The 24,574-nt window shown below is 63.5% G+C and carries 20 protein-coding genes; 6 read left to right on the top strand and 14 right to left on the bottom strand.

Annotated features, from left to right (window positions below; all coding sequences use genetic code 11):
- The first annotated feature begins 69 nt into the window (after positions 1-69).
- Genes ACVWY6_RS06475 through ACVWY6_RS06455 form a run of 5 tightly spaced genes read left to right on the top strand, consistent with a single transcriptional unit; the run spans position 70 to position 5,456 of the window.
- Positions 70-1,062, top strand: coding sequence for a sugar-binding transcriptional regulator (locus tag ACVWY6_RS06475; protein ID WP_062799473.1), 993 nt, complete (start codon positions 70-72; stop codon positions 1,060-1,062).
- Positions 1,062-2,441 carry an ABC transporter substrate-binding protein gene (locus ACVWY6_RS06470; RefSeq protein ID WP_457536750.1) on the top strand — a complete coding sequence of 460 codons (1,380 nt, stop codon included), beginning with the start codon at positions 1,062-1,064 and terminating at the stop codon, positions 2,439-2,441. The genes ACVWY6_RS06475 and ACVWY6_RS06470 overlap by 1 nt, the downstream gene beginning before the upstream one ends.
- 4 nt (positions 2,442-2,445) lie before the next feature.
- Complete coding sequence (locus ACVWY6_RS06465; protein ID WP_023961028.1) at positions 2,446-3,411, top strand: carbohydrate ABC transporter permease; 966 nt, start codon at positions 2,446-2,448, stop codon at positions 3,409-3,411.
- A complete protein-coding gene (locus ACVWY6_RS06460) occupies positions 3,411-4,286 on the top strand; it encodes a carbohydrate ABC transporter permease (RefSeq protein WP_023961030.1) in 876 nt (291 codons plus the stop codon). Before ACVWY6_RS06465 ends, ACVWY6_RS06460 begins: the two co-directional genes overlap by 1 nt.
- 60 nt (positions 4,287-4,346) lie before the next feature.
- Positions 4,347-5,456 carry an ABC transporter ATP-binding protein gene (locus ACVWY6_RS06455; protein ID WP_457536747.1) on the top strand — a complete coding sequence of 370 codons (1,110 nt, stop codon included), beginning with the start codon at positions 4,347-4,349 and terminating at the stop codon, positions 5,454-5,456.
- Positions 5,457-5,473: 17 nt separating this feature from the next.
- Here the strand turns inward: ACVWY6_RS06455 and ACVWY6_RS06450 are convergent, their stop codons facing one another.
- The 9 genes from ACVWY6_RS06450 to ACVWY6_RS06410 form a co-directional block, all read right to left on the bottom strand.
- On the bottom strand, positions 5,474-6,310 hold the full coding sequence (locus tag ACVWY6_RS06450; protein ID WP_457536746.1) for a hypothetical protein: 837 nt from the start codon (positions 6,308-6,310) through the stop codon (positions 5,474-5,476).
- Between the two features lie 72 nt (positions 6,311-6,382).
- Positions 6,383-7,537 carry an MlaD family protein gene (locus ACVWY6_RS06445; RefSeq protein ID WP_369792654.1) on the bottom strand — a complete coding sequence of 385 codons (1,155 nt, stop codon included), beginning with the start codon at positions 7,535-7,537 and terminating at the stop codon, positions 6,383-6,385.
- 10 nt (positions 7,538-7,547) lie between these two features.
- The gene (locus ACVWY6_RS06440; protein ID WP_116914757.1) at positions 7,548-8,663 is read right to left on the bottom strand and encodes an MlaD family protein; all 1,116 of its coding nucleotides are present in this window, start codon (positions 8,661-8,663) and stop codon (positions 7,548-7,550) included.
- Complete coding sequence (locus ACVWY6_RS06435) at positions 8,660-9,787, bottom strand: MCE family protein (RefSeq protein ID WP_400727380.1); 1,128 nt, start codon at positions 9,785-9,787, stop codon at positions 8,660-8,662. Before ACVWY6_RS06435 ends, ACVWY6_RS06440 begins: the two co-directional genes overlap by 4 nt.
- A complete protein-coding gene (locus tag ACVWY6_RS06430; RefSeq protein ID WP_197038031.1) occupies positions 9,781-10,800 on the bottom strand; it encodes an MCE family protein in 1,020 nt (339 codons plus the stop codon). Before ACVWY6_RS06430 ends, ACVWY6_RS06435 begins: the two co-directional genes overlap by 7 nt.
- The gene (locus tag ACVWY6_RS06425) at positions 10,797-11,816 is read right to left on the bottom strand and encodes an MCE family protein (protein ID WP_062799482.1); all 1,020 of its coding nucleotides are present in this window, start codon (positions 11,814-11,816) and stop codon (positions 10,797-10,799) included. Before ACVWY6_RS06425 ends, ACVWY6_RS06430 begins: the two co-directional genes overlap by 4 nt.
- Positions 11,816-13,117, bottom strand: a complete 1,302-nt coding sequence (locus ACVWY6_RS06420) for an MlaD family protein (protein ID WP_023961036.1) — start codon at positions 13,115-13,117, stop codon at positions 11,816-11,818. The genes ACVWY6_RS06425 and ACVWY6_RS06420 overlap by 1 nt, the downstream gene beginning before the upstream one ends.
- A 3-nt stretch (positions 13,118-13,120) precedes the next feature.
- On the bottom strand, positions 13,121-13,987 hold the full coding sequence (locus tag ACVWY6_RS06415) for an ABC transporter permease (protein WP_023961037.1): 867 nt from the start codon (positions 13,985-13,987) through the stop codon (positions 13,121-13,123).
- Positions 13,987-14,793, bottom strand: coding sequence for an MlaE family ABC transporter permease (locus ACVWY6_RS06410; RefSeq protein ID WP_023961038.1), 807 nt, complete (start codon positions 14,791-14,793; stop codon positions 13,987-13,989). The genes ACVWY6_RS06415 and ACVWY6_RS06410 overlap by 1 nt, the downstream gene beginning before the upstream one ends.
- Before the next feature lie 386 nt (positions 14,794-15,179).
- Here ACVWY6_RS06410 and treZ point away from each other — a divergent pair, with 386 nt between their 5' ends.
- Positions 15,180-16,925 carry a malto-oligosyltrehalose trehalohydrolase gene (treZ, locus tag ACVWY6_RS06405; protein WP_457536742.1) on the top strand — a complete coding sequence of 582 codons (1,746 nt, stop codon included), beginning with the start codon at positions 15,180-15,182 and terminating at the stop codon, positions 16,923-16,925.
- Between the two features lie 35 nt (positions 16,926-16,960).
- On the opposite strand, the gene ilvA is transcribed toward treZ, so the two are convergent.
- From ilvA to ACVWY6_RS06380, 5 genes are all read right to left on the bottom strand, one after another.
- The gene (ilvA, locus tag ACVWY6_RS06400) at positions 16,961-18,334 is read right to left on the bottom strand and encodes a threonine ammonia-lyase IlvA (protein WP_081729859.1); all 1,374 of its coding nucleotides are present in this window, start codon (positions 18,332-18,334) and stop codon (positions 16,961-16,963) included.
- Positions 18,335-18,357: 23 nt separating this feature from the next.
- Positions 18,358-18,795 (bottom strand): nitroreductase family deazaflavin-dependent oxidoreductase, encoded by a 438-nt coding sequence (locus ACVWY6_RS06395; RefSeq protein WP_023961041.1) that lies wholly within the window; start codon positions 18,793-18,795, stop codon positions 18,358-18,360.
- An 86-nt stretch (positions 18,796-18,881) separates the two neighbouring features.
- Positions 18,882-22,430, bottom strand: a complete 3,549-nt coding sequence (dnaE, locus tag ACVWY6_RS06390) for a DNA polymerase III subunit alpha (RefSeq protein ID WP_023961042.1) — start codon at positions 22,428-22,430, stop codon at positions 18,882-18,884.
- Between the two features lie 156 nt (positions 22,431-22,586).
- Positions 22,587-23,834 carry a protein kinase domain-containing protein gene (locus ACVWY6_RS06385; protein ID WP_457536924.1) on the bottom strand — a complete coding sequence of 416 codons (1,248 nt, stop codon included), beginning with the start codon at positions 23,832-23,834 and terminating at the stop codon, positions 22,587-22,589.
- A 62-nt stretch (positions 23,835-23,896) separates the two neighbouring features.
- On the bottom strand, positions 23,897-24,574 hold the full coding sequence (locus ACVWY6_RS06380; RefSeq protein ID WP_457536740.1) for a hypothetical protein: 678 nt from the start codon (positions 24,572-24,574) through the stop codon (positions 23,897-23,899).

The following is a 24,574-nucleotide window of genomic DNA, read 5'->3' as shown; positions in this document are numbered from 1 at the left end:
ATGTTAGCTTACTGAGCATATGCACGACCAGTGAGCATTTGCTCACCCACACCTCGATGAGGAGGGCGCGTGAACGCGTCACCGCTGGAGCCCACCGCTGACACCGGGCAAGACCTGCGCCTACTTGTTCGTGCGGCCACGATGTATCACCTCGAAGGGCTCACCCAGGCGGAGGTCGCCGCGCGGTTGGGCCTCTCGCGCCCCACCGCCGGCCGGCTCATCGCCAGGGCACGTGCCCAGGGCCTGGTGCGTGTGGTCATCGACGCACCCCCGCATCTGGCCGGCTCCATCCACACCGACGAGGAGCGCGATCTCGAGACTGCGTTCGGGCTCAAAGAGGCCCTGATCATCGACCAGCTCGCCGACGGGACGCAGACCGGTGACTCCGCGCTCGGACGGGCTGGAGCGTCGGTCCTCATCCGGAGACTCGAGCCGAACAGCACACTCGGCTTCACATGGGGGCCGGAAACGGTCGCCGTGGCCGACTCGATCACTCCCCGCTCTGCCAGCTGCCGGCGGGTGGTGCAGATGGACGGCTCCATGACGTCTGTCGAGTACCACACCGGTGTTGATCACGCGCTGTCGCGATTCGCCGAACGCCTGGGCGCACAACCACTTCGGCTTGTTGCCCCGCTCTACGCCGATCCCGACACCGTGAAGGCGCTCCAGCGGGACTCCATCCTGTCGCAGTCGTTCAAAGCCGCCGAAGAAGCCGATGTGATGGTGTTCGGTGTCGGGTCGGTCACCACGTCCACCACCCTCTTCGAAGGGGCGTACATCGACGCCGCCATCCTCGACGAATTGACCGGGCTCGGGGCGGTCGGCGAGATCGGCGGGCGGTTCTACGACAAGGACGGGGTCACGGTCGAATCGTCGCTCGTCGACCGCACGGTCTCCGTTCCGCTCGAGGCCGTCCGTTCCTGCCCCACCACCATGCTCATCTCCGGTGGAACCCACCGCCGGGAGTCGATCCTGGGTGCCCTCCGAGGTGGCCTCGCCACCACACTGATCACCGATCTGGGCACTGCGCACTGGCTCATCACGCAAGAGAAAGGTCAATGATGACTGACTCGACGAAGCCGAGAAGACGGGCGAGATGGCGCAGAGCCCTTGCGCCCCTTGCCCTCGCGGGAACCGTTGCGCTGACGGCCTCCGCCTGCAGTGGCGCCGGATCCTTCACGGACGGCGGCGGTGAGGCAGTCACCATCGCGTTGGTCTCCAACTCCCAGATGCAAGATGCGATCGCATTGTCTCCCCAGTTCGAGAAGGAGAACCCCGGCGTCAAGCTCAAGTTCGTCACGTTGTCCGAGAACGAGGCACGCGCCAAGATCACCGCCTCGGTGGCAACCGGCGGCGGCGAGTTCGACGTGGTGATGATCAGCAACTACGAGACGGCGACCTGGGCCGAGAACGGGTGGCTCGTCAATCTCACCCCGTACATGGTCTCCAGCCCCGGCTACGACCAGGACGACTTCATCCCGACCCTCCGCGAGGCACTGTCCTACGAGGGCAACATGTACTCGGCACCGTTCTACGGTGAGTCCTCGTTCCTCATGTACAACAAGCAGATGCTCGCCGACGCGGGCATCAACATGCCCGCGGAGCCGACGTGGCCCCAGGTCCAGGAGGCCGCCAAGACCCTGAACAGGGGCGAGGTGTCGGGGATCTGCCTGCGCGGCAAGCCGGGATGGGGTGAGACCCTGGCACCGCTGGACACCGTGATCAACGCCTTCGGTGGGCGCTGGTTCGACGAGGACTGGAATGCTCAGCTCGACAGTCCGCAGGTCAGAGAAGCAGTCGAGTTCTATGTCGACACCGTCCGTCAATATGGCGAACCCGGTGCTGCCTCAACAGGTTTCCAGGAATGCGCCAACTTGATGTCGCAGGGCCAGGTTGCGATGTGGTACGACGCGACCTCCGCGGTCTCGGTGCTCGAGAGCCCGGACGACAGCAATATCGCGGGCAATGTCGGGTACGCCATGGCTCCCAGCATGGCCAAGGGCGGCAACGGCTGGCTGTACGCCTGGTCGCTCGGTATCCCCGAGAGCAGCAAGAAGAAAGACGACGCCTGGAAGTTCATCGAATGGATGACCAGCAAGGACTACATCAAGATGGTGGCCGAGCAGCTCGGCGCGGCCAGCGTCCCGCCCGGCAGCCGGCTCTCCACCTATGAGCTGCCGGCGTACAAGGAGATCTCGGGCGCCTTCGCCGAGCCGACCCTCAAATCGATGCAGGCCGCCGATCAGAACAAACCGACAGTGGACCCCGTGCCCTACACCGGAATCCAGTTCCTCGCCATCCCCGAGTTCCAGGACTTCGGCACCCGGGTGAGCCAGCAGATCAGCGCGGCAATCGCCGGACAGATCTCTGTCGACGAAGCGCTCGAACAGTCCCAGAAGTACGCCGAGGTAGTCGGCGAGTCCTACAAGAAGGAGCAGTGAGGACATGGCCACCGCACTCGCAGAGCGAGGCACCGAGCCCGATCCGGGTTCCGCGCCGCCGCCGATAACGTCCAAACGGGACAGGATCTCGCGCGCCGAGGGATGGCGACGACGGGGGCCGCTGCTACCGGCGTTGATATTCATGATCATCGTCACGCAGATCCCCTTCATCGTGACGCTGTACTACTCCACCCAGTCATGGAACCTGGTGCGCCCCGGGTCTCGGGAGTTCAACTGGCTCAACAACTATGTCGATGTATTCACCGACAGCCAGTTCCGGACGGTGGCACTCAACACGGTGATCCTCATCGTCGGGACCGTTGTCATCTCGGTTCTGCTCGGGTTGTTCTTCGCCATCCTCCTCGACCGCAAGTTCATCGGGCGCAGCATTGTCCGCACATTGCTGATCACCCCGTTCCTGGTCACCCCGGTGGCCGCCGCCCTGCTGTGGAAGACGAGCCTGCTCTCCCCCACCAACGGACTGGTCAACTGGGCCCTGAGCCCATTCGGTCTCGGCGACGTCGACTGGCTCAGCGAGTTCCCGCTCGCCAGCGTGATGGCCGAACTGGTCTGGCAGTGGACACCTTTCATGATGTTGCTGATCCTCGCCGGCCTGCAGTCGATGCCGAAGGACATCCAGGAGGCCGCCCGCGTCGACGGCGCCACCAGCTTTCGGCTGTTCCGGGAACTGACGCTGCCTCACCTGCGCAGGTTCATCGAACTGGGATCTGTCCTCGGAGCCATCTACCTGGTCAACACCTTCGACGCCGTGTACATGATGACCTCAGGAGGTCCGGGTGTCGCCAGTTCGAACTTGCCCTTCTACATCTACCAACGCGCGTTCCTCGGTTTTGATGTCGGACAGGCGGCCGCGATGGGCGTGGTCACCGTGGTCGCGACCATCATCCTGTCGAGCCTGGCCCTTCGCCTGATCTTCAAGAGTTTCAGCGGGAAAGAGGAGGCAGCCTGATGTCCACCGCAGTGAACAACACACCGGCACAAGCACATACCGACATCAAGGACATCAAGAAGCGGCGCAACCGAGGCGGGAGCCTGCTGACCGCCTTCACCTGGATCATCGCCATCGGGTTCTTCTTCCCGGTCGCCTGGATGGTGCTCACGGCGTTCAAGCAGGAGAGCGATGCGGCGACCAATCCCCCGACCTTCTTCTTCACCCCGACGCTCGACCAATTCAAGGCGGTCTTCGACGCGGGCGTCGGGACCGCGCTGCTGAACTCACTGTTCGTGACGACGGTGTCGACGATCATCGTTCTGCTGCTGGGCATCCCGGCCGCGTTTGCACTCTCGCTGCGTCCGGTGAAGAAGACGAGCGATGCCCTGTTCTTCTTCATCAGCACCAAGATGCTCCCCGTGGTCGCCGTCATCATCCCTCTGTACGTCATCGTGGGCCAGATCGGGATGCTCGACAACGTCTGGACACTCATCGTCCTGTACACCTCGATGAACCTGCCGATCGCGGTGTGGATGATGCGATCGTTTTTCCTCGAGGTACCCAGCGAACTGCTGGAGGCCGCCGAGATCGACGGCGCCAGTCTCTGGACGTCGGTTCGCGAGGTGATCCTTCCGCTGATCTCCCCTGGAATCGCGGCCACCGCACTTATCTGCGTCATCTTCTCGTGGAACGAGTTCTTCTTCGCGGTGAACATGACGGCCGTGAACGCCCAGACGATGCCGGTGGCCCTCACCGGGTTCATGTCAGGGCAGGGGCTCTTCTGGGCCCAGCTGTCCGCCGCCTCGGTGATAGCCGCTCTGCCGGTGGTCATCTGCGGCTGGATCGCTCAGAACAAACTCGTCCGCGGCCTCTCCTTCGGAGCCATCAAGTGAGCTTCGGCAGAGCACATCAGTCGGGCTCCGCCCGGGCCATCAAATAAACAGGAGCACACAATGGCAACCATCAGCTACGAAAACGCCTGCTGCGTCTACCCGGGCGCCGATTCACTGGCCGTCGACTCACTCAACCTCGACATCGAAGACGGCGAGTTCGTTGTTCTCGTCGGCCCCTCGGGTTCAGGTAAGTCCACCGCCCTGCGCATGCTCGCCGGTCTCGAGGAGATCGACAGCGGAGCAATCAAGATCGGCGGCAACAACATGGTCGGCGTCGCCCCCAAGGACCGTGACATCGCCATGGTCTTCCAGAACTATGCGCTCTACCCGAACAAGACGGTCGGCGAGAACATGGGCTTTGCGCTGAAGATGCGCGGTGTCGGGCTCGAGGAACGCAAGCGCAAGGTCGCCGAGGCGGCCAAGGTCCTCGACCTCACCGACTACCTCGACCGCAAGCCGGGCAAGTTGTCCGGCGGCCAGCGCCAGCGGGTGGCGATGGGCCGGGCCATCGTCCGCGAACCGCAGGTGTTCTGCATGGACGAACCACTATCGAACCTCGACGCGAAGTTGCGCGTTCAGACCCGCACCCAGATCGCTGCGTTGCAGCGACGACTCGGCACCACCACCGTCTACGTCACCCACGACCAGGTGGAGGCCATGACCATGGGTGACCGCGTTGCGGTACTCAAAAACGGTGTGCTGCAGCAGTTCAGCACACCGACCGAGCTCTACGACCGACCGAAGAACGCATTTGTCGCCGGCTTCATCGGGTCGCCCGCGATGAACCTGTTCACCGCGCCGGTACGCGACGGTGCAGTGACCGTCGCCGGGTCCAGGATCGACCTCGACGCGGACTCGACCACGCTGATCGAGAAGTCCGGTCTGCAGGAAGTCACCGTGGGCATCCGACCCGAAGAACTCTCCCTCGGCGACGGTGGCGACGGACTCGGTGTGACGGTGGCGCTCATGGAAGAACTGGGCAGCGAGACGTACGTGTACGCCACGCTCGACGACCCGCATGTCAGGAGTCTCGACGGCGGGCCGCTGACACTGGTGGCACGATCGGGTCAGCGGTCACCCGCGAAGTTGGGCGAAGCGGTCCGGCTGCGGCAGAACAGCGGAAAGGTGCACCTGTTCCATCCCGAGACCGGCGAGCGGATCAGCCTCTAGCGCTGAACGATCAGCGGTCAGCCGGCGGGCGCCGGAGTCACCGGCGCCGGCTCCACCGGTGCATTCGGCACGACCGAAGCGTTCGGATCCGCGGGGGCATTCGGATCAACCGGTGCTCCTGAATCTGCCGATCCCGCACCTGAGCTGGACGGACCCGGATCCATCTGGGACACCAGCCATTTACCGTCGTGCTTCTCCAACGTCAGACGGAACATGCCGACGTTGGTCACGGGTGTGGTGGCAACGCTGCTGGTTCCGGTGATCTCGGCGATGATCAGTGTGGTCGCCGAATCCTCTTCGGCCGACACGACACCCGACGACCAGATCGACGGCGTGATCTTCAACTGCATCTGCGTGATGTCGGCCTGGGTCTTTTCCCGCTCCTTGAGCAGGTTGTCCCTGAACTGACCGGTGGTCAGCGGTGACATCGTGTCGACGTACTCGCCCGCGGTGGTGGTGTTCATGGAGTTGAGCAACTGGGTGACGAAGTAGTCGGAGGCCTGTTTGGCATCTTCGGCCGCAGTGATCTTGTCCTGGTCGGATTTCCACTTCAACCCGAAGAACACCGTCACCGCGATCAGTGCGATCAGCAACGCTCCGGCTGCCACCTTGCCGATTGCCGAGACACTGATGGTTATCTGTTTGGCCTGCTTGGTGTCCGCTCCGGTCGACGCTGCGGCGGAGGCGGCAGAACTCTTCGCGGACGACGACGTGGCCGATCCCGATGTTCCGGAGGTGGACTCGGCGACAACCGGCTTCGCCCGCCGGGACTTGCCCGATGGAACCTTCTTCACCGACGGTTTGTCGGCGTCATCGCCGTCGCCGGTGGGCGCTGATACATCTTTGTCTGCCATAACGGCGTTTTTACCTCACAACAGGTCTCGAGAACGGTGACGGCATCTGCCGGACCGTGAAGCGGTCGGCTGTCAGCCCAGCGGCGCGGTGCGCGCGTTGGGGTCCATGTTGGGCGGAGGGCCGGCGGTGTCGTCGCCCGGCGGCCGTGGTGCGTTCGCGGCTCCCCTGATCTGCTGAGTCGGATCTTCGGTGACACAGTACATATTCACCGGAACCGAGCTCTCCAGGATCTGGGTGGGCCGCTGCGGCATCGTCGGGTACTCGCAGTACGGACGCGGATAGATCGAGCCGAACGCCCACCAGGCTCCGTCGTGGAACATCGCCTGAGCGGTGGTGGCACCATCACGGATCGACGGGAGCAGGTTCACCATCGCGGGAGCACGGAGCGCACCTTGCTGGGCGATGTCGAGGAACTGTTTCAGGACATCGGTCAGCGGGTCCTGCAGTTGATTGAGCGAGCCCGCCAGGGTGGTCAGCCGCGCCGGCCCGCTACCGAGGAACGTACGCAGTTCCTCGTCAGAGGCCACGAGAGCGTCGATCAATCCGCTCATCCCGCCGGTGAGCCGGCCGAGATCAGGCTGAACGTCTGCTGTCGTCTCCAGGATGGTGCCGGTGTTCTGGATCAGCGTCACCGTCTCGGGCAGCACTCGGTACAGGTCGGCGAAGATCACACCACCGCTGTTGAACAAGGCGCGGAGCTGATTCTTACCACCGGCGTCGAGTGCGATGTCGAGTTCGTCGATCGTGGTCTGCAATTTGACCGGGTCGATCTGCTTGACCACTCCGACCGTCGACTCGAGCAACTTCGGGAACGCAACCGTCGACGAGGTCTGGACCGACGAGATCTTGTCGCCGTTCGAGAAGTACGGGCCGTCCGAGGTGGGTGGCTGAAAGTCGACGTACTGCTCACCGACCGCGGAGAGTCCGAGAGCCTTGACCTCGGAATCGGTGTTGATCTGATACTTACTGTCGATCGTGACCTTGACCTCGACAGACGCCGGGGTGACCCGAACGGTGTCCACCTCACCGATCCGCGAGCCCCGGAGCGTGACCTCGGAAGTCTCCTGGACACCGCCAGAGTTCGCGAATTCAACTGTGAGCGAGTAACTGTCGTCGAACGGACGCCAACGGAGGACGCCCAGTGTGAGATAGCCGAACCCGATCAGCATCACCAGGATCAATGCGAGGTTGGACAGCAGGATCCGGTGATTACGGAGGAATGTCATCATCGTCCCCTCACCCACAACATCCGCGGGTTCCGGTGAGCCGGGCGAGGACTCGGGTGAGCGTCTGGTTCAAGCTGTTGACACCCTGATTGAAATCTTCCATCTCCGGTAGCCGGCTACCCGAGTCGAACCCGAATCCTGGTGACAGATACCAGAGCCTGGCACTCACCGTGGCTGCCGTGCCGGGTGTGGCATCAACCCACTTCGGGGTCAGGACACGTAGTTTGTCGGCCAATGGTCCGAGTTCTCCGACGGCTTCGCCCAGGGCATCGATGTCCACCAGCAGGTTGTTGGTCATCTCCACCGCATTCTCTGTCTGGGTGTCGAGGAAATCGTTCAGCGCATCGGTGACCGTACTGGTCTTGTCCAGCGTAGTGACCAGGGCCGGGATCTGACCGTTGACCACGTCCAGTGCAGGACCGACCGTGTTGATGGAGGCGACCAGCTGCTCCCGCCCGTTCGACAGGTCCTCGGCGAGTCCGTTGAACGATTCGAGCGCAGTGTCGAACTCGACGGTGTTCTGGGCGAGGCGGCTGATGCCTGTGGTCATGCCATCGATCAGGCCGGTCAGCTCGGGCGCCTTGCCGCCGAGCGCGTCCGACAACTCGTTGATGATCTCGGTCAGGTTCTTGATGGAGCCACCGTCGACAAATGCGGTCGCGGTGACCAGCAGATCCTCCACGGTTGCCGCCTCGGACGTCTCGCCTGTCAGCTCGTCGCCGGGCGCCATTGTCCCTTGGGTGTCGTCACCTTCCGGTGGCTTCAACGCGACGAACACGTCACCGAGAGGTGTGCCCTGACGGAGTTCGGCCCCGGTGCCCACCGGCAGCTTGATGTCCTTGCGGATCTTCATCGTGACGTCGGCCGCGTAGTTGTTCGCCGAAATCGATTCCACCAGCCCGATGTCGTTGCCGTTGAGTTTCACCTTGGCCTGCGAAGGCAGGTTCAGCGCGTTGCCGAACGAACCCTTGATCTCGTAACCGTCACCGACTCCTCCCGGCGCCGGCAGCGGGATCTGGTCGATCGTCAGGCCGGGGATGGAGCCGCAACCCGACAGCAACATCGTTGCCGCCAGGCCCGCCACGACTGCCCCCCGGGCCTGCATCACCGATCGTCTGCGTGTCATTTTGTCATCTCCACCAGCGCCGAGAACACACCCAGATCGGGGCCGAAATCTTTCAATTTGCCGGTCCGGCAGCCATTTTCCTGCAAGTTGATGGCTTCACAGAAGGTCGACAGCAGTTCGGTGTCGAGCAACGACTTGTCGATCAGCAACTGGGCGCGCCACGCTCTCTGCTCCACGGACACCGAGTTCGCCAGATTGTCGAAGGCCAACGGCGCGACATCGATCGTGTCGACCAGCTGACGCGAGTAATCACTGAGATTGCTGATCAGTGCGGCCAATCGGCCCATCGAACTGTCGACGACATTGACGTTCCCTTCGAGGAAGGTGGCGGTGTTGTTCAATGTCTGGTTCAGCGCCTGCATGGTTGCCTGCAGACCCGGCGACTGGTCACCCAGCATCTGCGAGACCTGGGTGATGGCCGACGAGAACGCCGTCATCTTCGGATAGTTGTCCACCAGCGCCGTGGTCAGAATCGAGATCTTCTTGATCATCTCGACGAGTGCATCTCCGTTGTCGACGCCGACCTGCGCGACCTTGTTGAGTTCTTCCAGCGCAACGGCCATCCGCTCGCCGTTGCCGCCGAAGATCCCCGACGAGATCGTCAGCATGTCGCCGAGCGGCCCACTGCCATCCGGGTCTGCCTTGAACTCCTCCACGAGGTTGTCAACGGTGTCGAAGAGCTCCCCGATCTCCACCGGGCTCTTTGCATTGGCCACGGTGTCACCGTCTTCGAGCTTCGCACCTTCGGTGTAGGTGGGCGACAACTCGATGTGACGGGTGGTCACCAACGAGGTGTTGATGATCGCGGCGGTGGCTTCTGCCGGGATGGGTATCGACTTGTCGACGGTGAACTCCACTTTGACCCGGTCACCCTGAGGCGTGATCGACAAGACACGGCCCACGGGCATGCCCAACACATCTACATCGTTGTCGGTGTAAAGACCTGCCACACTGTCGAAGTAGGCGGTCAGCTTGATCGACTCGCCCGCTGCGTGACGCAATTCGGCGGGGATCAGCGTGCATCCGGTACCGAGCAGTGCGGTGGTGATCAGTAGTGCCGTCATCACCACCGAACGGCGTACCGTGCTCGCGGCTCGGCGCGAGACATGCTGGGTGCTCAACATCCGTCGACCACCCTCGCTGCGCAGAGCCAGTTGTCGGGGAAGATGCCCCACGGGAGGTAACCCATTGCGTATGGACCGGATCCGGTGGTGTTGGCGATCGCCCGGACGGTCAGCGGCAGGACCTCGAGCATGTGACGGAGGTTGTCGCGGTTCTTTTCCATACCCTCGGAGATCGTGTTGAGGTTGGCGATCAAGGGCGCGAACTGATTGTTGTTCTCCGCGCCCATGGCTGACATCTGGTTCGACAGGTCCGCGACGCCATCGAGCATCTTGATCACCAATTGCTGTCGGGTGGCGATCTTCTGAGCCAGCAGCTGGCCCTGACCGACGATCACCGACAGTTGATACTGGCTGCTGTTGACGATCTCGGTGACGGAGTTGGTGTCCTTGATGAGCAGGTTGATCTGATCACTTCGGTTGCTGATCACCCTGGACATCTCGGTCAGGGAATCCAACGTGGTGCGGGTGATCCCCGGCGCGCCGGCCAACTGTTTGTTCAGCGCATCCACACTGTCGCTGAGGCTTTCAGCGTTCACCCCCGACAGGATCGGGGTCCCCCGCTCGATGGTTTCCTGCAGGTCGTACGGCACCTGGGTGCGGGCGATCCTCGAGCCGCTGAGACGAGCAGTCGATTCACCGACCTTGATGTCGACGTAACGCTGACCGAGCAGCGTCGAGAGCTTGATCTCGGCGGAACCGTCGGACATCACCTCGACGTCCTTCTGCACCTCCATGGCGACCGCGACGTGATCACCGGCCAAGGTGGTCTTCGAGACCTCCCCCACGTCGATGCCGGCGACGCGGACCTTGTCACCAGGGCGGATACCGCCGGCCTGGGAAAAGTCGGCGGTGTATTCCCGCTTACCGATTCCGGACTCCGAGATCGCGAACGTGGAGACCACGATCAGGACCAGCACCACCGACCCGATTGCTCCGAGCCAAAAATATCGATGCTCGGACCAGCTGCGGCGCAACATGTTCGGCTTCACAGCATGTGCCTCCCCGGGGCTCATCGGCACACCACCGAGTGCTGGGTGCCGCCGATCTGGCTGATCAATCCCGGCGGGAAGAGAACACCACCGATTGATACGTCCAGTTCGCAGGCGTAGATGTTCAGGTAGGCGCCCTGTCCCATCACCATGGGAAAGTGCACCAGGAACAGCGGCAGATCGATTGCCAGCTGATCGAGTTTGGACCCGATGCCGATCATGCGGCCGGTTGTGTCCCGCAAGCTCTGCCCGAGTTGCTCGGCATCAGGACGGATCCGGCCGAGCAGCCCACCGAGGCGGCTCGTCGCGTCACCGATGCTGTCGACCGAAGCACCCAGCGACGTCGAGTTGCCGTTCAGCCCCTCGATCAGTCCGGCGAGGTTCTTCACCAGTACCTGCATCTGATCGCCCTGCGAGCTGAGGTCTCCCATCACCGCGCTCAGATTGGTGATGAGGGCTCCGATGACCTGATCTCGATTTCCAAAGTCTGCGGCCAGCTTTCCGATCTGCTCGATCGTGTAGCTCAGCGATACCTGGTTGCCCTGGAAGGTCTGCACAAGACTCTCCGACAGCTGGTTGACCTGCTCGGGTTCGAGGGTGTCGAACACCGGCTGGAAGCCCGCGAGCAACGCCGAGACGTCAAACGAATCCTGTGACGGTTCTTCGAGAGTGGACCCCGGCTTGAGCTTCTTCTGTTCTGCGCCTTCGACGAGGTCGAGTCCCAGGTAGCGCTGTCCGATCAGGTTCTGGTAGCGGATCGACGCCTGCGTGTTGGAGAAGATGGTCTGGTCGGTCTGCAGGTCGAACGTCACCTTGGCCCGGTTGCGATCGAGGGCTATGTCCGAGACCCGGCCAACCCGGACCCCGGCCATCCGCACGTCGTCACCGGGGTGCAGGCCCGAGGCGTCGCTGAAATAGGCGGTGTACCCGTTGGTCTGACCCGGCACGGCTCGTTCCAGCGTCGACCAGATCGTGTACGTGAGCAGCAGCGCCAGCACTGCGAATAGGCTGAACCCGATGAGAGGCTTGCGGTAACCCATCAGCCCTCACCGCCGGTGTTCTGCTGTACCCGCACCGACTGGACCAGCGGGCCGAGCATCAGCGTGTCGGCTGCCGAGGGTTCGCGATCGAGTGCAGCGCGCAGCGTCTCGTTGTCGGTGCCCGTTGTGACCGCCTTGGGAAAGGTGGATTCCTCGGTGTTCGTCTCGGTGTCAGCTCCGGCGGGCCGCACCACGAGGGGCCCGGAGTTCGTCGGTCCGGTGCCGGTCCCGGGTCCGGTACATCCCGGTCCCCGGGTGATGCCGTACTCACCGCCGTTGTACACAGGGCAGTTCTGGCGGTTGTACTGCAAGAACGGGCTCAGGCTCACGCCGATGTTCAATTGCGGCTTCCCATTGGTTCCGGTGAAAACGGTCAGGACCTTGCCGGCCAGCTGGTTGAGTGCCCGGATGCCGCCTGGGAGCGCCTCGGAGTCCACGGCGACCGCGCCGGTCATCGTGTTCAGGTTCTGCACGATTTGTATGCCCGAATCACCGTTGCGGGCGAACAACTCCTGGATGCGGTCGATCATGGACTGGGCCGCGGTGAGCGTGCTCGCGAGGTCGCGTTGGCGTTCGATGATCGTGATGGACGGGATCACCGCACGCCCCATGGTGTCGAGTAGCTGAGGTGTCGATTGTTCGATCCCCTGCATGGCCCGGTTGAAGTTGTCGAATCCGGGAGGTGCGCCATCGGGGAACTGGGCATTGATCTGCTGCCAGTACTGGTTGAGCGTGCCCACGAAGGCGGAGAACACGTTTCCACCGCCACGCAGCGCATCGGCGATGGTCCCGAGGACGCGACCGATCTCCTCCGGCGGGACGGCGACGAAGAGCTCGCGTAGATCGTTCTGCACGGTCTGCAGGGCGATGGTCTCCTTGGACTCGTCCGCGGTGATCTTGCTCCCGTTGGACAGGTGCCCCTTGGGATCAGGTGGTGCGATGAGTTCCACCGAGTTGACGCCGAACAGGTTGCTGGGCACCGTTCGTGCCGTCACGTTGGCGGGCACGCCCTGCGCCTGCTCAGGGGCCACCTCGATGAGGACGTCCGAGAGGTCGTTGTTCGCGGTCTCGATCGACTTGACGCTGCCGATGATGACACCGTTGTACCGCACGTCCGCCTGACTCGTGAGACCGTCGCCGACATCGTCGAGAGTGGCCGTCACCTCGAGTTTTTCCTCGAAAGTGCCCTGGTACCTGAGCATGAGGACAAAAAGGATCAGCACGAGCGCCACGACAAATGCGACGCCGCGCAGAAAATACTGGGTCACAGACGGATTGCGTCCGGTGGTGTCGACGAACATGTGTTACCCCGAAATCCTGATGCCGGGCGACAGGCCCCAGAAAACAAGTGTCAAAAGAAGATTCGCGAAGACCAGCACGATGATCGACAGCCGGATCGCGTGGCCGGCTGCCACCCCCACACCCTCTGGTCCGCCTGATGCGAAGAAACCGTAGTAGCACTGGATGAACGTCGTGAGCAGCACGAACACCACGACCTTCATCACCGAGAACACCATGTCCTTGGACAGGATGAACTGGTAGAAGTACGACAGGTATGCGCCGCGGCCCTGCCCGCTCTGCACTTGGAACATGAGTTGACAGGCCAGGTAGTTCGCGGCCAACGACACCGAGTACAGCGGGATGATGGCGATCACGGCGGCGATCATGCGGGTGGTGACAAGGTACGGCATCGGCCGGATCGCGATGGATTCGAGTGCGTCGATCTCTTCACTGATCCGCATCGAACCCAACTGAGCGGTGAAGCGGCACCCGGATTGTGCGGTGAACGCGACCGCAGCCAGCAGGGGTCCCAATTCGCGGGTGGTCGCGAATGCCGAGATGGCGCCGGTGACCGGCGACATGCCCAGCAGGTTGAGGGCTGTATAGCCCTCGATACCCACGGTTGCACCGCCCATGATGCCGAGCAGGATGATCACGCCGATCGTTCCGCCGCCCACCACGATGGCGCCGTTACCCCAGGTGACGTCGGAGAGCAGGCGCCAAATCTCTTTGCTGTAGTGCTTGAAGGCAATCGGGACCGCACCGACCGACCGGACCAGGAAGGTGACCTGGTGCCCCATCAGCACCAAGGTGTCGCGGGGTGACTGATAGACCTTCTTGCCCCATTCAAGTGGCTTGAGGGCAGGCGGCGTGTACTTGGAGGCAACCATCAGACCACCCTTGCCGGGACGACAATCGCAAAGATCTGGGTGAGGATGACGTTGACCGTGAACAACAGGATCACGGAATTGACCACCGCCGCGTTGACCGAGTTGGCGACACCTGAGGGTCCCCCTTTCGTGGTGAGCCCGCGGTCGCAGGCCACCACGGCGACGATCGCGCCGAAGATCACTGCTTTGGTGATGGCGAACGCGAGGTCGGCCGGGGATGCAAAGGACGCGAAGGTGCCGGTGTAACTACCCGGCGTACCTCCCTGGAAGTAGACGTTGAAGACGTAGCCGGTGACGAAGCCGATGAAGCACACGAATCCGCAGAGCAGGAAACTCACGACCATCGTGGCCAGCAGTCGCGGCGAGATGAGCCGCTGGGTGGGATTGACTCCCATGACCCGCATCGCGTCGATCTCGTCGCGGATGGTTCGCGAGCCCAGGTCGGCGGCAATGGCCGACCCCACCGCGCCGGCAAGCAGAAGAGAGGTGACCAGCGGAGCGCCCTGCCTGATCACGCCGAGACCGGTTGCCGCGCCCGAGAACGAGGTGGCGCCGATCTGGTTGGCGATGTTGCCCACCTGGATGGAGACGATCACACCGACCGGGATGGCAACCAGAAGAGTAGGGATGACGGAGGTGTTGGCCATGAACGCGCATTGGCGGATGAACTCACCGAATGGGAACCGTCGCTTCACGATGTCGACGAACAGCACCTTGAAGACCTCGAGGAACAGCGTCATCTGCCGCCCGAAGGTCTCGAACGATGCGATCACGTGGCCCCGGAACCAGCGCTTGGCGGGCAGCATTGCACTACGAGCCGAGGCTGTTCGCCTGCTGCGTGACGCCACGGTTTCTGTACTCACACCCTGCCTCAGTGATCCCCGTCATACGCACACCCTGCGTATGAGTTCGCTCATAGTGCCATATAGCTAATCGAAATCGCCGACGAACCAACGTTTCCGACCCGACACGATGTTCTTTCGTCGCACCGCTGCCGTACGCAGCGGCGATCGTGTTCACCACGATCTGAAAGCGCGCGTGCTCACATTAGCCCAAAAGCTCTCGCAGTCCTACCATTGCCGTGATTTGTCGTTAACTTAAGCCGTTCCGGCGTCGATCCGCGCGGTCCACATCATGGACGCGCCGGGCGACCACCTCGGCGGCGCGGATGGATAGCACCTACGGTTTAGAGGTGACCTCTCTACCGGTATGGGCGCCGACGGCGCAGCAGATGCGAGTGACGATCGACGGCGACATCCATTCGATGCGCGAGACCGGGGATGGCTGGTGGGAAAGTGTTGTACCTGCGTCGCCCGGCGCCCGCTACGGCTATCTCATCGACGACAGCACCGACCCACTCCCCGACCCTCGCTCACCGCGACAACCCGATGGCGTCCACGGCCTGTCTCAAGTGCACGAGATCGACCCGGACATCTGGTCCGATTCGGACTGGCAAGGCCGGCCCATCGCAGGCGCAGTCATCTACGAATTGCACGTCGGCACGTTCACTCCCGACGGCACACTCGATTCTGCGATCGCCAAACTGGACCACCTAGTGGACATCGGCGTGGATTTCGTCGAACTGATGCCGGTCAACACCTTCAACGGCACCCACAACTGGGGCTACGACGGCGTCGGCTGGTACGCGGTGCAAGAGACCTACGGGGGTCCCGACGCCCTCGCGCGCTTCGTCAATGCCTGCCACTTGCGGGGGCTCGGCGTGATCATCGACGCGGTGTACAACCATCTCGGCCCGTCGGGCAACTACCTCCCCAACTACGGCCCGTATCTCACCGAAGGTGCCACCTCGTGGGGGCAGTCGGTGAACCTCGACGAAGCCGACTCCGACGAGGTCCGCGAGTTCATCCTTGGTTCGGCGCTGCGCTGGCTCGAGGTGTTCCATGTCGACGGACTGCGACTCGACGCCGTGCATGCCCTGGTCGACCGCACCGCGCTGCACCTCCTCGAGGAAATGCAGATGCGTACCGATGCTTTGTCACACCGGGTCGGCAGGCCGCTGTCCTTGATCGCGGAGAGCGACCTGAACGATCCCAAACTCATCACCTCCCGCACTGACGGCGGATATGGCCTCGCCGCCCAGTGGAGTGACGACGGCCACCATGCGATCCACACCACCGTGTCGGGGGAACGACAGGGTTACTACGCCGACTTCGGCAGTCTCGAATGCCTGTCGAAGGTTCTGCGAGAAGGCTTCTTCCACGCCCTCACCTACTCGTCTTTCCGGCGGCGCAGGCACGGAAGGCCGATCAATCATCAACGGGTGGTCACCACTTCGCTGGTGGTCTACACCTGCAATCACGACCAGATCGGTAACCGCGCGATCGGCGACCGGCCCTCGCACTATCTCGACCCGGGCCAGCTGGCGGTCAAGGCAGCACTGGTGCTCACCTCACCCTTCACGCCGATGCTCTTCATGGGTGAGGAGTGGGCAGCCAGCACCCCGTTCCAGTTCTTCACCTCCCACCCCGAACCAGAACTCGGTGAGGCCACTGCGAACGGCCGTAAGGCCGAGTTCGCCGAACACGGGTGGGATGCGGCAGACGTGCCCGATCCCCAGGATCCGGAGACCTTCTCGCGGTCGAAGCTGAACTGGGACGAACTCGCCGAGCAGCCACACGCCGCATTGCTGGGGTTTTATCGCGACCTGATCGCGCTCCGCAAGAGTCAACTCGAGTACTCCGACGACGACTTCGACTCGGTCGCAATCGACTTCGACGAAAGCAACACCTGGTTTGCCATGCATCGTGGAGCACTCTCGACGATCGTGACCCTGACCGAGGCGCCGGCGGAACCACCGTTCTCGGGCACCGTTCTGCTCGCATTCGAGAACGGCGCGTCCGATGGGATCGAACCGGGCAGGAACGTCACGTCACCGACGCTGGCCGGGCACAGTGTGCTGATCATCCGGCGCGACTGACGTCACGCGGCCTCATCTGACTGCCCGGCAGGCGGTCAGGTGAGGTAGCGGTACGCCGGCGAACCCGGTTCGAGCCGTTCGCATTTGAGCCGCGAAGCGTCCATCCGGGCGAGCAGCGGGCCGAGACCTTCCGGCGCACCGAGCTCGACGCCCACGAGCGCGGCTCCGGTCTCACGGTTGTTCCGTTTGACGTACTCGAACAGGGTGACGTCGTCGTCGGGTCCGAGGACTTCGTCGAGGAACCGGCGAAGGGCACCGGGTTCCTGCGGGAAGTCGACCAGGAAGTAGTGCTTGAGGCCACGGTGGACCAGCGACCGTTCGATGATCTCGCCGTAGCGTGACACATCGTTGTTGCCACCGGATAGCAAGCACACCACGGTCCAGCCGGGTTCGATCGGAAGATCGTCGAGTGCTGTCGCTGCCAGCGCGCCTGCGGGCTCGGCGATGATGCCCTCGTTCTGATAGAGCTCGAGCATCGCCGAACAGATCGCACCCTCGTCGACGTGGGTGATGTGTGTGGCCCCGGCGGGCAATTGCTCGTGTCCTCGATGCACAGTGCCGGACGGTGGCAGATCGGGATGCTGGGCCACCGTTGCGCCGGCCGCCGCCATCACCCGATGACCTAGTGCGCCAATGCGTTTGACAGCCGCACCATCGACAAAAGGGTCGATGTCGGTCAGGGTGACCGGGCCGCCCTCGACAAGAGCGGCCGACATCGACACCGCACCGGTGGGTTCCACCCCGACGATACGGACCTCCGGGCTGTGCGCACGCAGATACGTCACCATGCCTGCGAGCGCCCCACCACCGCCGACCGGTATCACCACCAGGTCGGGGGTGACACCGAGTTGCTCGACGATCTCCTTGGCGATGGTGCCTTGACCTGCCGCCGTACGAGTGTCGTCGAACGCGTGGATCCAGGTCGCGCCGGTCTCCAGCACATCGGCTTGCGCAGCCGCAGCCGCGGCATCGTAGGTGTCCCCGACGGCGATCAGTTCTACGAAATCGCCTCCGTGCCAACGAATCCGGTCACGCTTCTGCTTCGGCGTGTTGGTGGGGACGTAGATCCGGCTGTGGATCTGCATCGTGCGCGCTGCGTAGGCGACGCCCTGGGCGTGGTTGCCCGCGCTCGCCGCCACCACACCGGCTGCACGCTCGGCCTCGGTGAGAAGCGACATCACGTTGTAGGCGCCGCGGATCTTGTACGAACGGACCGACTGCAGATCTTCACGCTTGAGGTAGACCTGTGCGCCCGTGTTCGCGGACAGACGCTCGCTGAGCTGCAGTGGGGTCGCCACCACCACGTTGCCGATTCGCTCCGCCGCCGCCTCGATAGCATCGGCGTCGAGGTCGGGAGCGGTGGCGTGCGGAGTCGGATCAGCGGTGTGTCGTGTGGTCACGGTCCCTATGGTCTCACTGAACTTCCAGTGATTTACTCAGCGGGTTCGAGCACGAACACCGGGATCTGCCGATCGGTGTTGTTCTGGTAGTCGGCGTAGGGCGGGTAGGCCGCCACGGCGCGCTCCCACCATTCGGCCTTCTCGTCGCCGGTGACCTCGCGGGCGATCATGTCTGTGACCACCGGGCCATCGCGCAGCTCTACATGCGGATTGGCCACCACGTTGTAGTACCACACCGGGTTCTTCGGTGCACCACCCAGCGAGGCAACAGCAGCGTACTTGCCCTCGTTTTCCACGCGCATCAGCGGCGACTTCCGGAGCTTGCCGGACTTGCGCCCCACCGACGTCAGGACCACCACCGGCATCCCGTTGAGTTCGGTGCCCTCGGTTCCGCCGGAGGCCTCGATCTTCTCGGCCTGCTCGCGCGCCCAATCGCTGGTACTCGGTTCGTACTCGCCCTGAAGTGGCATCGGCTCTGCTTCTTTCCGCTGAAGTGACGTTCGGTTCGATCAGCTACAACCCCGGGGTCGCCCGAGCCTATTCCGTACGTGCAACCTCAGGTGGCCAGGCAGGAGGGCCCCAACAGCGCCTTGAGGTCACCCATCAGCGCCGACGTCGGGTTGACCCTCAGCTGGTCGTCGAGTTTGAGGGTGGTGGCCTTGTCGCCGCTGATCAGGCGCACGTGCACATCGGCGGTGCCAGGATGGCGCACCAGTACCTGCTTGAGCGCACTGACGCGGTCCGCGGTACACAGCCTGGTCGGCATCGTCAGGGAGATCGGCTTCCCGACGCCCACGTGAGACAGGTCCGGAACCGCGAGGTCGTTGGCGGAGATCATCATGCTGTCGTCGCGCAGATTGACTCGTGCCTTCACCAGCACCACCGCGTCCGATGCGATGTCCATGCCGTACGCCTGGTAGGCGCGGGGGAAGAAGTAGACCTCGACCCCACCGACCATGTCCTCGATCTGCACCACCGCATACGACTCGCCCTTTTTGTTGACACGCCGGGTCACCGCGGAGATGATGCCGCCGATCACGATCTGGGCCCCGTCCTTGACGTTGCCCTCCAGGAGCGAGCTGATCGAGGTATCGGTCTGGGCAGAGATGACGTGCTCGACCCCGTTGAGTGGATGCCCGGACACGTACAGTCCCAGCATCTCTCGCTCCAGTGCGAGTTTGTGCTTGGTGTCCCACTCCTCGTCCGGGACCTTGACGGCGAAGGCATCGTCGGTCATCGCACCACCGTCACCGCCGGCGTCGCCGAACAGGTCGAATTGGCCGACGGCTTCGGCCTTTTTGGTACCCAGGACAGCGTCGACCGCATCGGCGTGGACCAGGAACAGTCCTTTACGGGCGTGACCGAGCGAGTCGAAGGCGCCTGCTTTGATGAGCGACTCGGTGACCTTCTTGTTGCAGGCCGTGACGTTGATCTTGGCGAGGTAGTCCGAGAAGCTCGAAAAGTTCGACTTCTCTTCGCGCGCAGCGAGAATCGATGCGACCACACCTGTTCCGACGTTGCGCACCGCAGCGAGTCCGAACCGGATGTCGTCACCGACGGCCGCAAAGTTCTGCTGAGAGTGGTTGACATCGGGTGGCAGCACCGTGATGCCGAGGCGCCGGCAGTCGGCCAGGTAGATCGCGGCCTTGTCCTTGTCGTCGGCAACCGAGGTGAGCAGACCGGCCATGTACTCGGCCGGGTAGTTGGCCTTGAGATAGGCGGTCCAGAACGAGACCAGCCCGTAGCCGGCTGCGTGCGACTTGTTGAAGGCGTATCCGGCGAACGGGAGGATGGTGTCCCACAGTGCCTTGATCGCCGCTTCGGAGAATCCGTTGTCGAGCATTCCCTGGCGGAAACCGGCATACGCCTTCTCGAGTTCGGACAGCTTCTTCTTACCCATGGCCCGACGGAGCAGGTCGGCCTGTCCGAGCGAGTAGCCGGCGACCTTCTGGGCGATCTGCATGATCTGCTCTTGGTAGACGATCAGGCCGTAGGTGTCGGCCAGGATCTCCTTGAGCGGGTCCTCGAGCTCGGGATGGATGGGGGTGACCGGCTGCCTGTTGTTCTTGCGGTCGGCGTAGTCGTTGTGGGCGTTCATGCCCATCGGCCCGGGGCGGTACAGCGCGAGCACCGCAACGATGTCGCCGAATCCCGTGGGCTGCATACGTTTGAGGAGCTCACGCATCGGCCCGCCGTCGAGCTGGAACACGCCGAGGGTGTCTCCCCTGGCGAGCAACTCGTAGGTCTTGGGATCATCCAGCGGCAACGAATCCAGGTCGAGATCCATGTTGCGGTTGAGCTTGAGGTTGTCGATCGCGTCGCCGATGACCGTGAGGTTGCGCAACCCCAGGAAATCCATCTTCAACAGGCCGATGGCCTCACACGAGGGGTAGTCCCAGCCGGTGATGATGGCGCCGTCCTGCGGGCGCTTCCATACCGGGATTGCCTCGGTCAGCGGTTCGGACGACATGATCACCGCGCAGGCGTGCACACCGGCGTTCCGGATCAGCCCTTCGAGCCCCAGTGCGGTGTCGTAGATCTTCTTGACATCGGGATCGGTCTCGATGAGCTGGCGGACCTCGCTGGCCTCTTTGTACCGATCGTGCGTGGGATCGGTGATGCCCGCGATCGAGATGTCCTTGGCCATGATGGGCGGCGGCAGCGCCTTGGTGATGCGGTCGGCGATGGCGTACCCGGGTTGACCGAACTGGACGCGGGCGGAGTCCTTGATCGCGGCCTTGGTCTTGATGGTTCCGAACGTGATGACCTGAGCGACCTTGTCGCTGCCCCACCTCTCGGTGGCGTAGCGCACCATGTCGCCGCGGCGGCGGTCGTCGAAGTCGATGTCGATATCGGGCATCGACACACGCTCGGGGTTGAGGAATCGCTCGAAGAGCAACCCGTACGGGATCGGGTCGATGTTGGTGATGCCCAACGCCCAGGCCACCAGCGATCCGGCGGCCGAACCACGACCGGGCCCCACCCGGATGCCTACCTCGTTGGCGTGTCTGATGAGGTCCCCGACCACCAGGAAGTACGCGGGAAAGCCCATCTGGATGATGACGTCCAGCTCGTAGTTCGCTCGCTCGAGGTATTCCTGCGGCACCTCGCGGTCCGGGAACCGCCGGGTCTTGAGACCTTGGGCCACCTCTTTGCGCAACCATGTCTGCTGCGTTTCGCCTTCCGGCACCGGGAACACCGGCATCCGGTCACGGTGTTCGAACACCTCGGCGTAGCTCTGCACCCTCTCGCCGATGAGCAGGGTGTTGTCGCAGCCACCGGGCACCTCTTTGTCCCACAGCTCGCGCATCTCGGCGGCCGACTTGAGGTAGTAGCCATCGCCGTCGAACTTGAAGCGCGTGGGATCGGACAGTGTCTTGCCGGTCTGCACACAGAGCAGGGCCTCGTGGCTCGCCGCGTGGCCCTTGGTGACGTAGTGGCAGTCGTTGGTGACCAGGGGCGGGATCCCGAGCTTGCGGCCGATCTCCAGTAGCCCGTCGCGGACCCGGCCTTCGATCTCCAGGCCGTGTTCCATCAATTCGAGGAAGAAGTTCTCTTTCCCGAAGATGTCCTGCCATTTGGCGGCCGCTTCGAGCGCCTCACGCTCGTGGCCGAGACGCAGACGCGTCTGCACCTCGCCGGACGGGCAGCCGGTGGTGGCGATGATGCCCTCGGCGTGAGCCGCGATCAGCTCGGCGTCCATACGTGACCACTTGCCGAGCTGGCCTTCGATGGATGCCAGCGACGACAGCTTGAACAGGTTACGAAGACCGGTGGCGTTCTCGGCCACCATCGTCATGTGGGTGTAGGCACCCGAGCCCGAGACGTCGTCGCCCTTCTGCTCTCGATTTCCCCAGAGCACCCGCTTGGTGTTGAAGCGCGACTCCGGCGCGATGTAGGCCTCGATACCGATGATGGGCTTGACCCCCATGTCGGTGGCGACGTTGTAGAACTCGCTGCCGCCGAACATGTTTCCGTGGTCGGTCATGCCGATCGCGGACATCTCCAACCTCGTGGCCTCGGCGATCATCGGTTTGACCTTCGCCGCCCCGTCAAGCATCGAGTACTCAGTGTGGTTATGCAGATGCACAAACGAATCCGACACGCGTCGCCTCTCATTTCGAACTCTCGAGCGCCTGCGCCGGCCACCGGAGACGGGGCCGTGACGCAAGGTCTTCAGTCTAGGCGGGGGTACCGACGCCGGCGGGCAGGCGCGTCCGACGCCTCCCGGAGTGGTGACGCATGGTGCTGATGTGACAACTCAGGCCACGAGCAGGATGGCGATCAGTATCGCGATCGCCACCACCACCAGTCCTACGAGCAGCGCGATCATCACCGCATTGGAACCCGACGGCGCACCGGTGTCGTGTCCGGCAGTGCCTTGGCCTGACTGCGGGTGCACGGACCTCCCATGAGCCGTGGGGGCCGGGGTGTGCTGAAATCCCTGACCGTACTGCTGGGAGACAAGATGCTGCGGGGGCGGTGACGGCGCAAACCGCTGGTGGGTCGGGGGCGTTCCGGCGTCAGGGCGTGCGATGGGCATCGGCGGCGGCGTGGAGGTGATGGGTCGGTGTGCCGCCTGGGCCGGGTATCCGACGGGCCCGTTTGCCTGCCGCAACGCAGACAGCAACGCATCGGTGAATTGGCGGCAGTTCGCGAATCGGTCATCGGCTTCCTTGGCCATGGCCTTCGCGATCACCGAGTCCACGGCAGGCGGCACCGACGGAACCAGTTCCGAGAGCTTGGGGACCGGCTTGCTCAGATGACCGCTGATCGCGTCTGCCGTGCTGTCGCCACGGAAGGGCACCCGGCCCGCGATCAGATGAAACACGGTGGCGGCCAGCGAGTACTGGTCGGTGCGCGGATCGACGGGCTGGCCCTTGAGTTGTTCGGGTGAGGCGTACGACAGTGTCGCGAGGACGGTGCCCACCACGGTCAGCGACTCCGTTTCGTTTGCTGCCTTCGCCACACCGAAATCCGTGAGCAGCACGCGCTGCTCGTCATCCTGGAGCGAGTAGCGCCGCTCGATCCCGTCGCCGTATTGGTCGCTCTCCACCTCCGAGAGGAGGATGTTGGCCGGTTTGATGTCCCTGTGCAGCAAACCCTTGCGATGGGCGTAGTCGAGTCCTCTGGCGATCTCACCGGCGATCCGCACCACGCGCTCAGGGGGCAGACCGACGTCCGAACCGGCCTTCTCCTGCGCCCGATGCAGTTCCTGCGCGCAGTCGGTGCCGGGGACGTACTGCATTGCGATCCACAGCATGCCGTCGTTGCGGCCGCGGTTGTAGATGGTGACGATGTTGGGATGATCCAGCCCCGCCGCGACCTCGGCCTCGCGCAGGAAGCGCTTGCGGAACTGTTCGTCGGCGCCGACCTGTTCGCCGAGGACCTTGATGGCATCGCTGCGGGGAAGTTCGGGGTGTTTAGCCAGGTAGACGGCGCCCATACCGCCACTACCGAGAGCGCGCTCCACCCGGTACCCCGCTATCCAGGATCCCGGCTGCAACATGATCTCCCCTAACCGGCCTCCGTCCGCGGGAGGGCCGTCTTCGGAAGACACCATATAACGACCTAGGCGGCCGGGACCTCGCCATCGTCGGGCCCCGGACCGACCACCGTGGTGGCAGCGGGCAGCAGCGGGATGACGGTGAACAAGCCGGCGAGCGCATCAGGGGGCAGTGCCTGGACCGCGCGGACACCCGGTTCCCCGGCGATCGATCGGAGTTGCCCGACATCTGCCCGTACGACGATTCCGATCAGGCATGAGCAGCTCGCCTGCAGCCGTCGGGTCGCGACCTCGTTCACCTGCTCGGCTCTCGGCGTACCGGGTGTCCGACTCATCACGGCCTGTGCGCCCACCACCGACGACGCGGCGAACGACTCGCTGGTGTTGCCGGCCGGCACCACCACGGTGGGCGTCTGCACGCGATCAATCGGCACGTTGAAGATGTTCTGCGACAGCATGACCCGTGGCCTGGAACCGACCAGATCCCACGCTGCACCGACACTCACCGGCGCCGACAACGACACCAGGGCCCAGCGTGCCGAGTCCGGTGAGGTCGTCGCTTCTAGCGAGCGCGTGGCCCGAGCGATGTAGTCCGACACCTGCTCGCCGTTCTCCGGACCCAAGATGTCGGTGGTGACGGGGGCGGTCGGCGCAGGGTTGAGCCGCCCGACCACATAGAGGCCTCCGACGACGAACACCAGGACGGCGACCGCCACGACGGTGGTGCGAGCTGCGACGTTCAC

This window comes from Williamsia sp. R60 (assembly GCF_054063855.1).
The sequence above is the reverse complement of the archived record's forward strand: the minus strand, read 5'-3'. Positions and strand labels throughout refer to the sequence as shown.

Bases quoted from the DNA above. Each gene is read 5' to 3' on its own strand.
- ACVWY6_RS06470 (WP_457536750.1), top strand. From the start codon at position 1,062: ATGACTGACTCGACGAAGCCGAGAAGACGGGCGAGATGGCGCAGAGCC.
- ACVWY6_RS06465 (WP_023961028.1), top strand. From the start codon at position 2,446: ATGGCCACCGCACTCGCAGAGCGAGGCACCGAGCCCGATCCGGGTTCC.
- ACVWY6_RS06460 (WP_023961030.1), top strand. From the start codon at position 3,411: ATGTCCACCGCAGTGAACAACACACCGGCACAAGCACATACCGACATC.
- ACVWY6_RS06455 (WP_457536747.1), top strand. From the start codon at position 4,347: ATGGCAACCATCAGCTACGAAAACGCCTGCTGCGTCTACCCGGGCGCC.
- ACVWY6_RS06450 (WP_457536746.1), bottom strand. From the start codon at position 6,310: ATGGCAGACAAAGATGTATCAGCGCCCACCGGCGACGGCGATGACGCC.
- ACVWY6_RS06445 (WP_369792654.1), bottom strand. From the start codon at position 7,537: ATGACATTCCTCCGTAATCACCGGATCCTGCTGTCCAACCTCGCATTG.
- ACVWY6_RS06440 (WP_116914757.1), bottom strand. From the start codon at position 8,663: ATGACACGCAGACGATCGGTGATGCAGGCCCGGGGGGCAGTCGTGGCG.
- ACVWY6_RS06435 (WP_400727380.1), bottom strand. From the start codon at position 9,787: ATGTTGAGCACCCAGCATGTCTCGCGCCGAGCCGCGAGCACGGTACGC.
- ACVWY6_RS06430 (WP_197038031.1), bottom strand. From the start codon at position 10,800: ATGAGCCCCGGGGAGGCACATGCTGTGAAGCCGAACATGTTGCGCCGC.
- ACVWY6_RS06425 (WP_062799482.1), bottom strand. From the start codon at position 11,816: ATGGGTTACCGCAAGCCTCTCATCGGGTTCAGCCTATTCGCAGTGCTG.
- ACVWY6_RS06420 (WP_023961036.1), bottom strand. From the start codon at position 13,117: ATGTTCGTCGACACCACCGGACGCAATCCGTCTGTGACCCAGTATTTT.
- ACVWY6_RS06415 (WP_023961037.1), bottom strand. From the start codon at position 13,987: ATGGTTGCCTCCAAGTACACGCCGCCTGCCCTCAAGCCACTTGAATGG.
- ACVWY6_RS06410 (WP_023961038.1), bottom strand. From the start codon at position 14,793: ATGCTGCCCGCCAAGCGCTGGTTCCGGGGCCACGTGATCGCATCGTTC.
- ACVWY6_RS06395 (WP_023961041.1), bottom strand. From the start codon at position 18,795: ATGCCACTTCAGGGCGAGTACGAACCGAGTACCAGCGATTGGGCGCGC.
- ACVWY6_RS06385 (WP_457536924.1), bottom strand. From the start codon at position 23,834: ATGTTGCAGCCGGGATCCTGGATAGCGGGGTACCGGGTGGAGCGCGCT.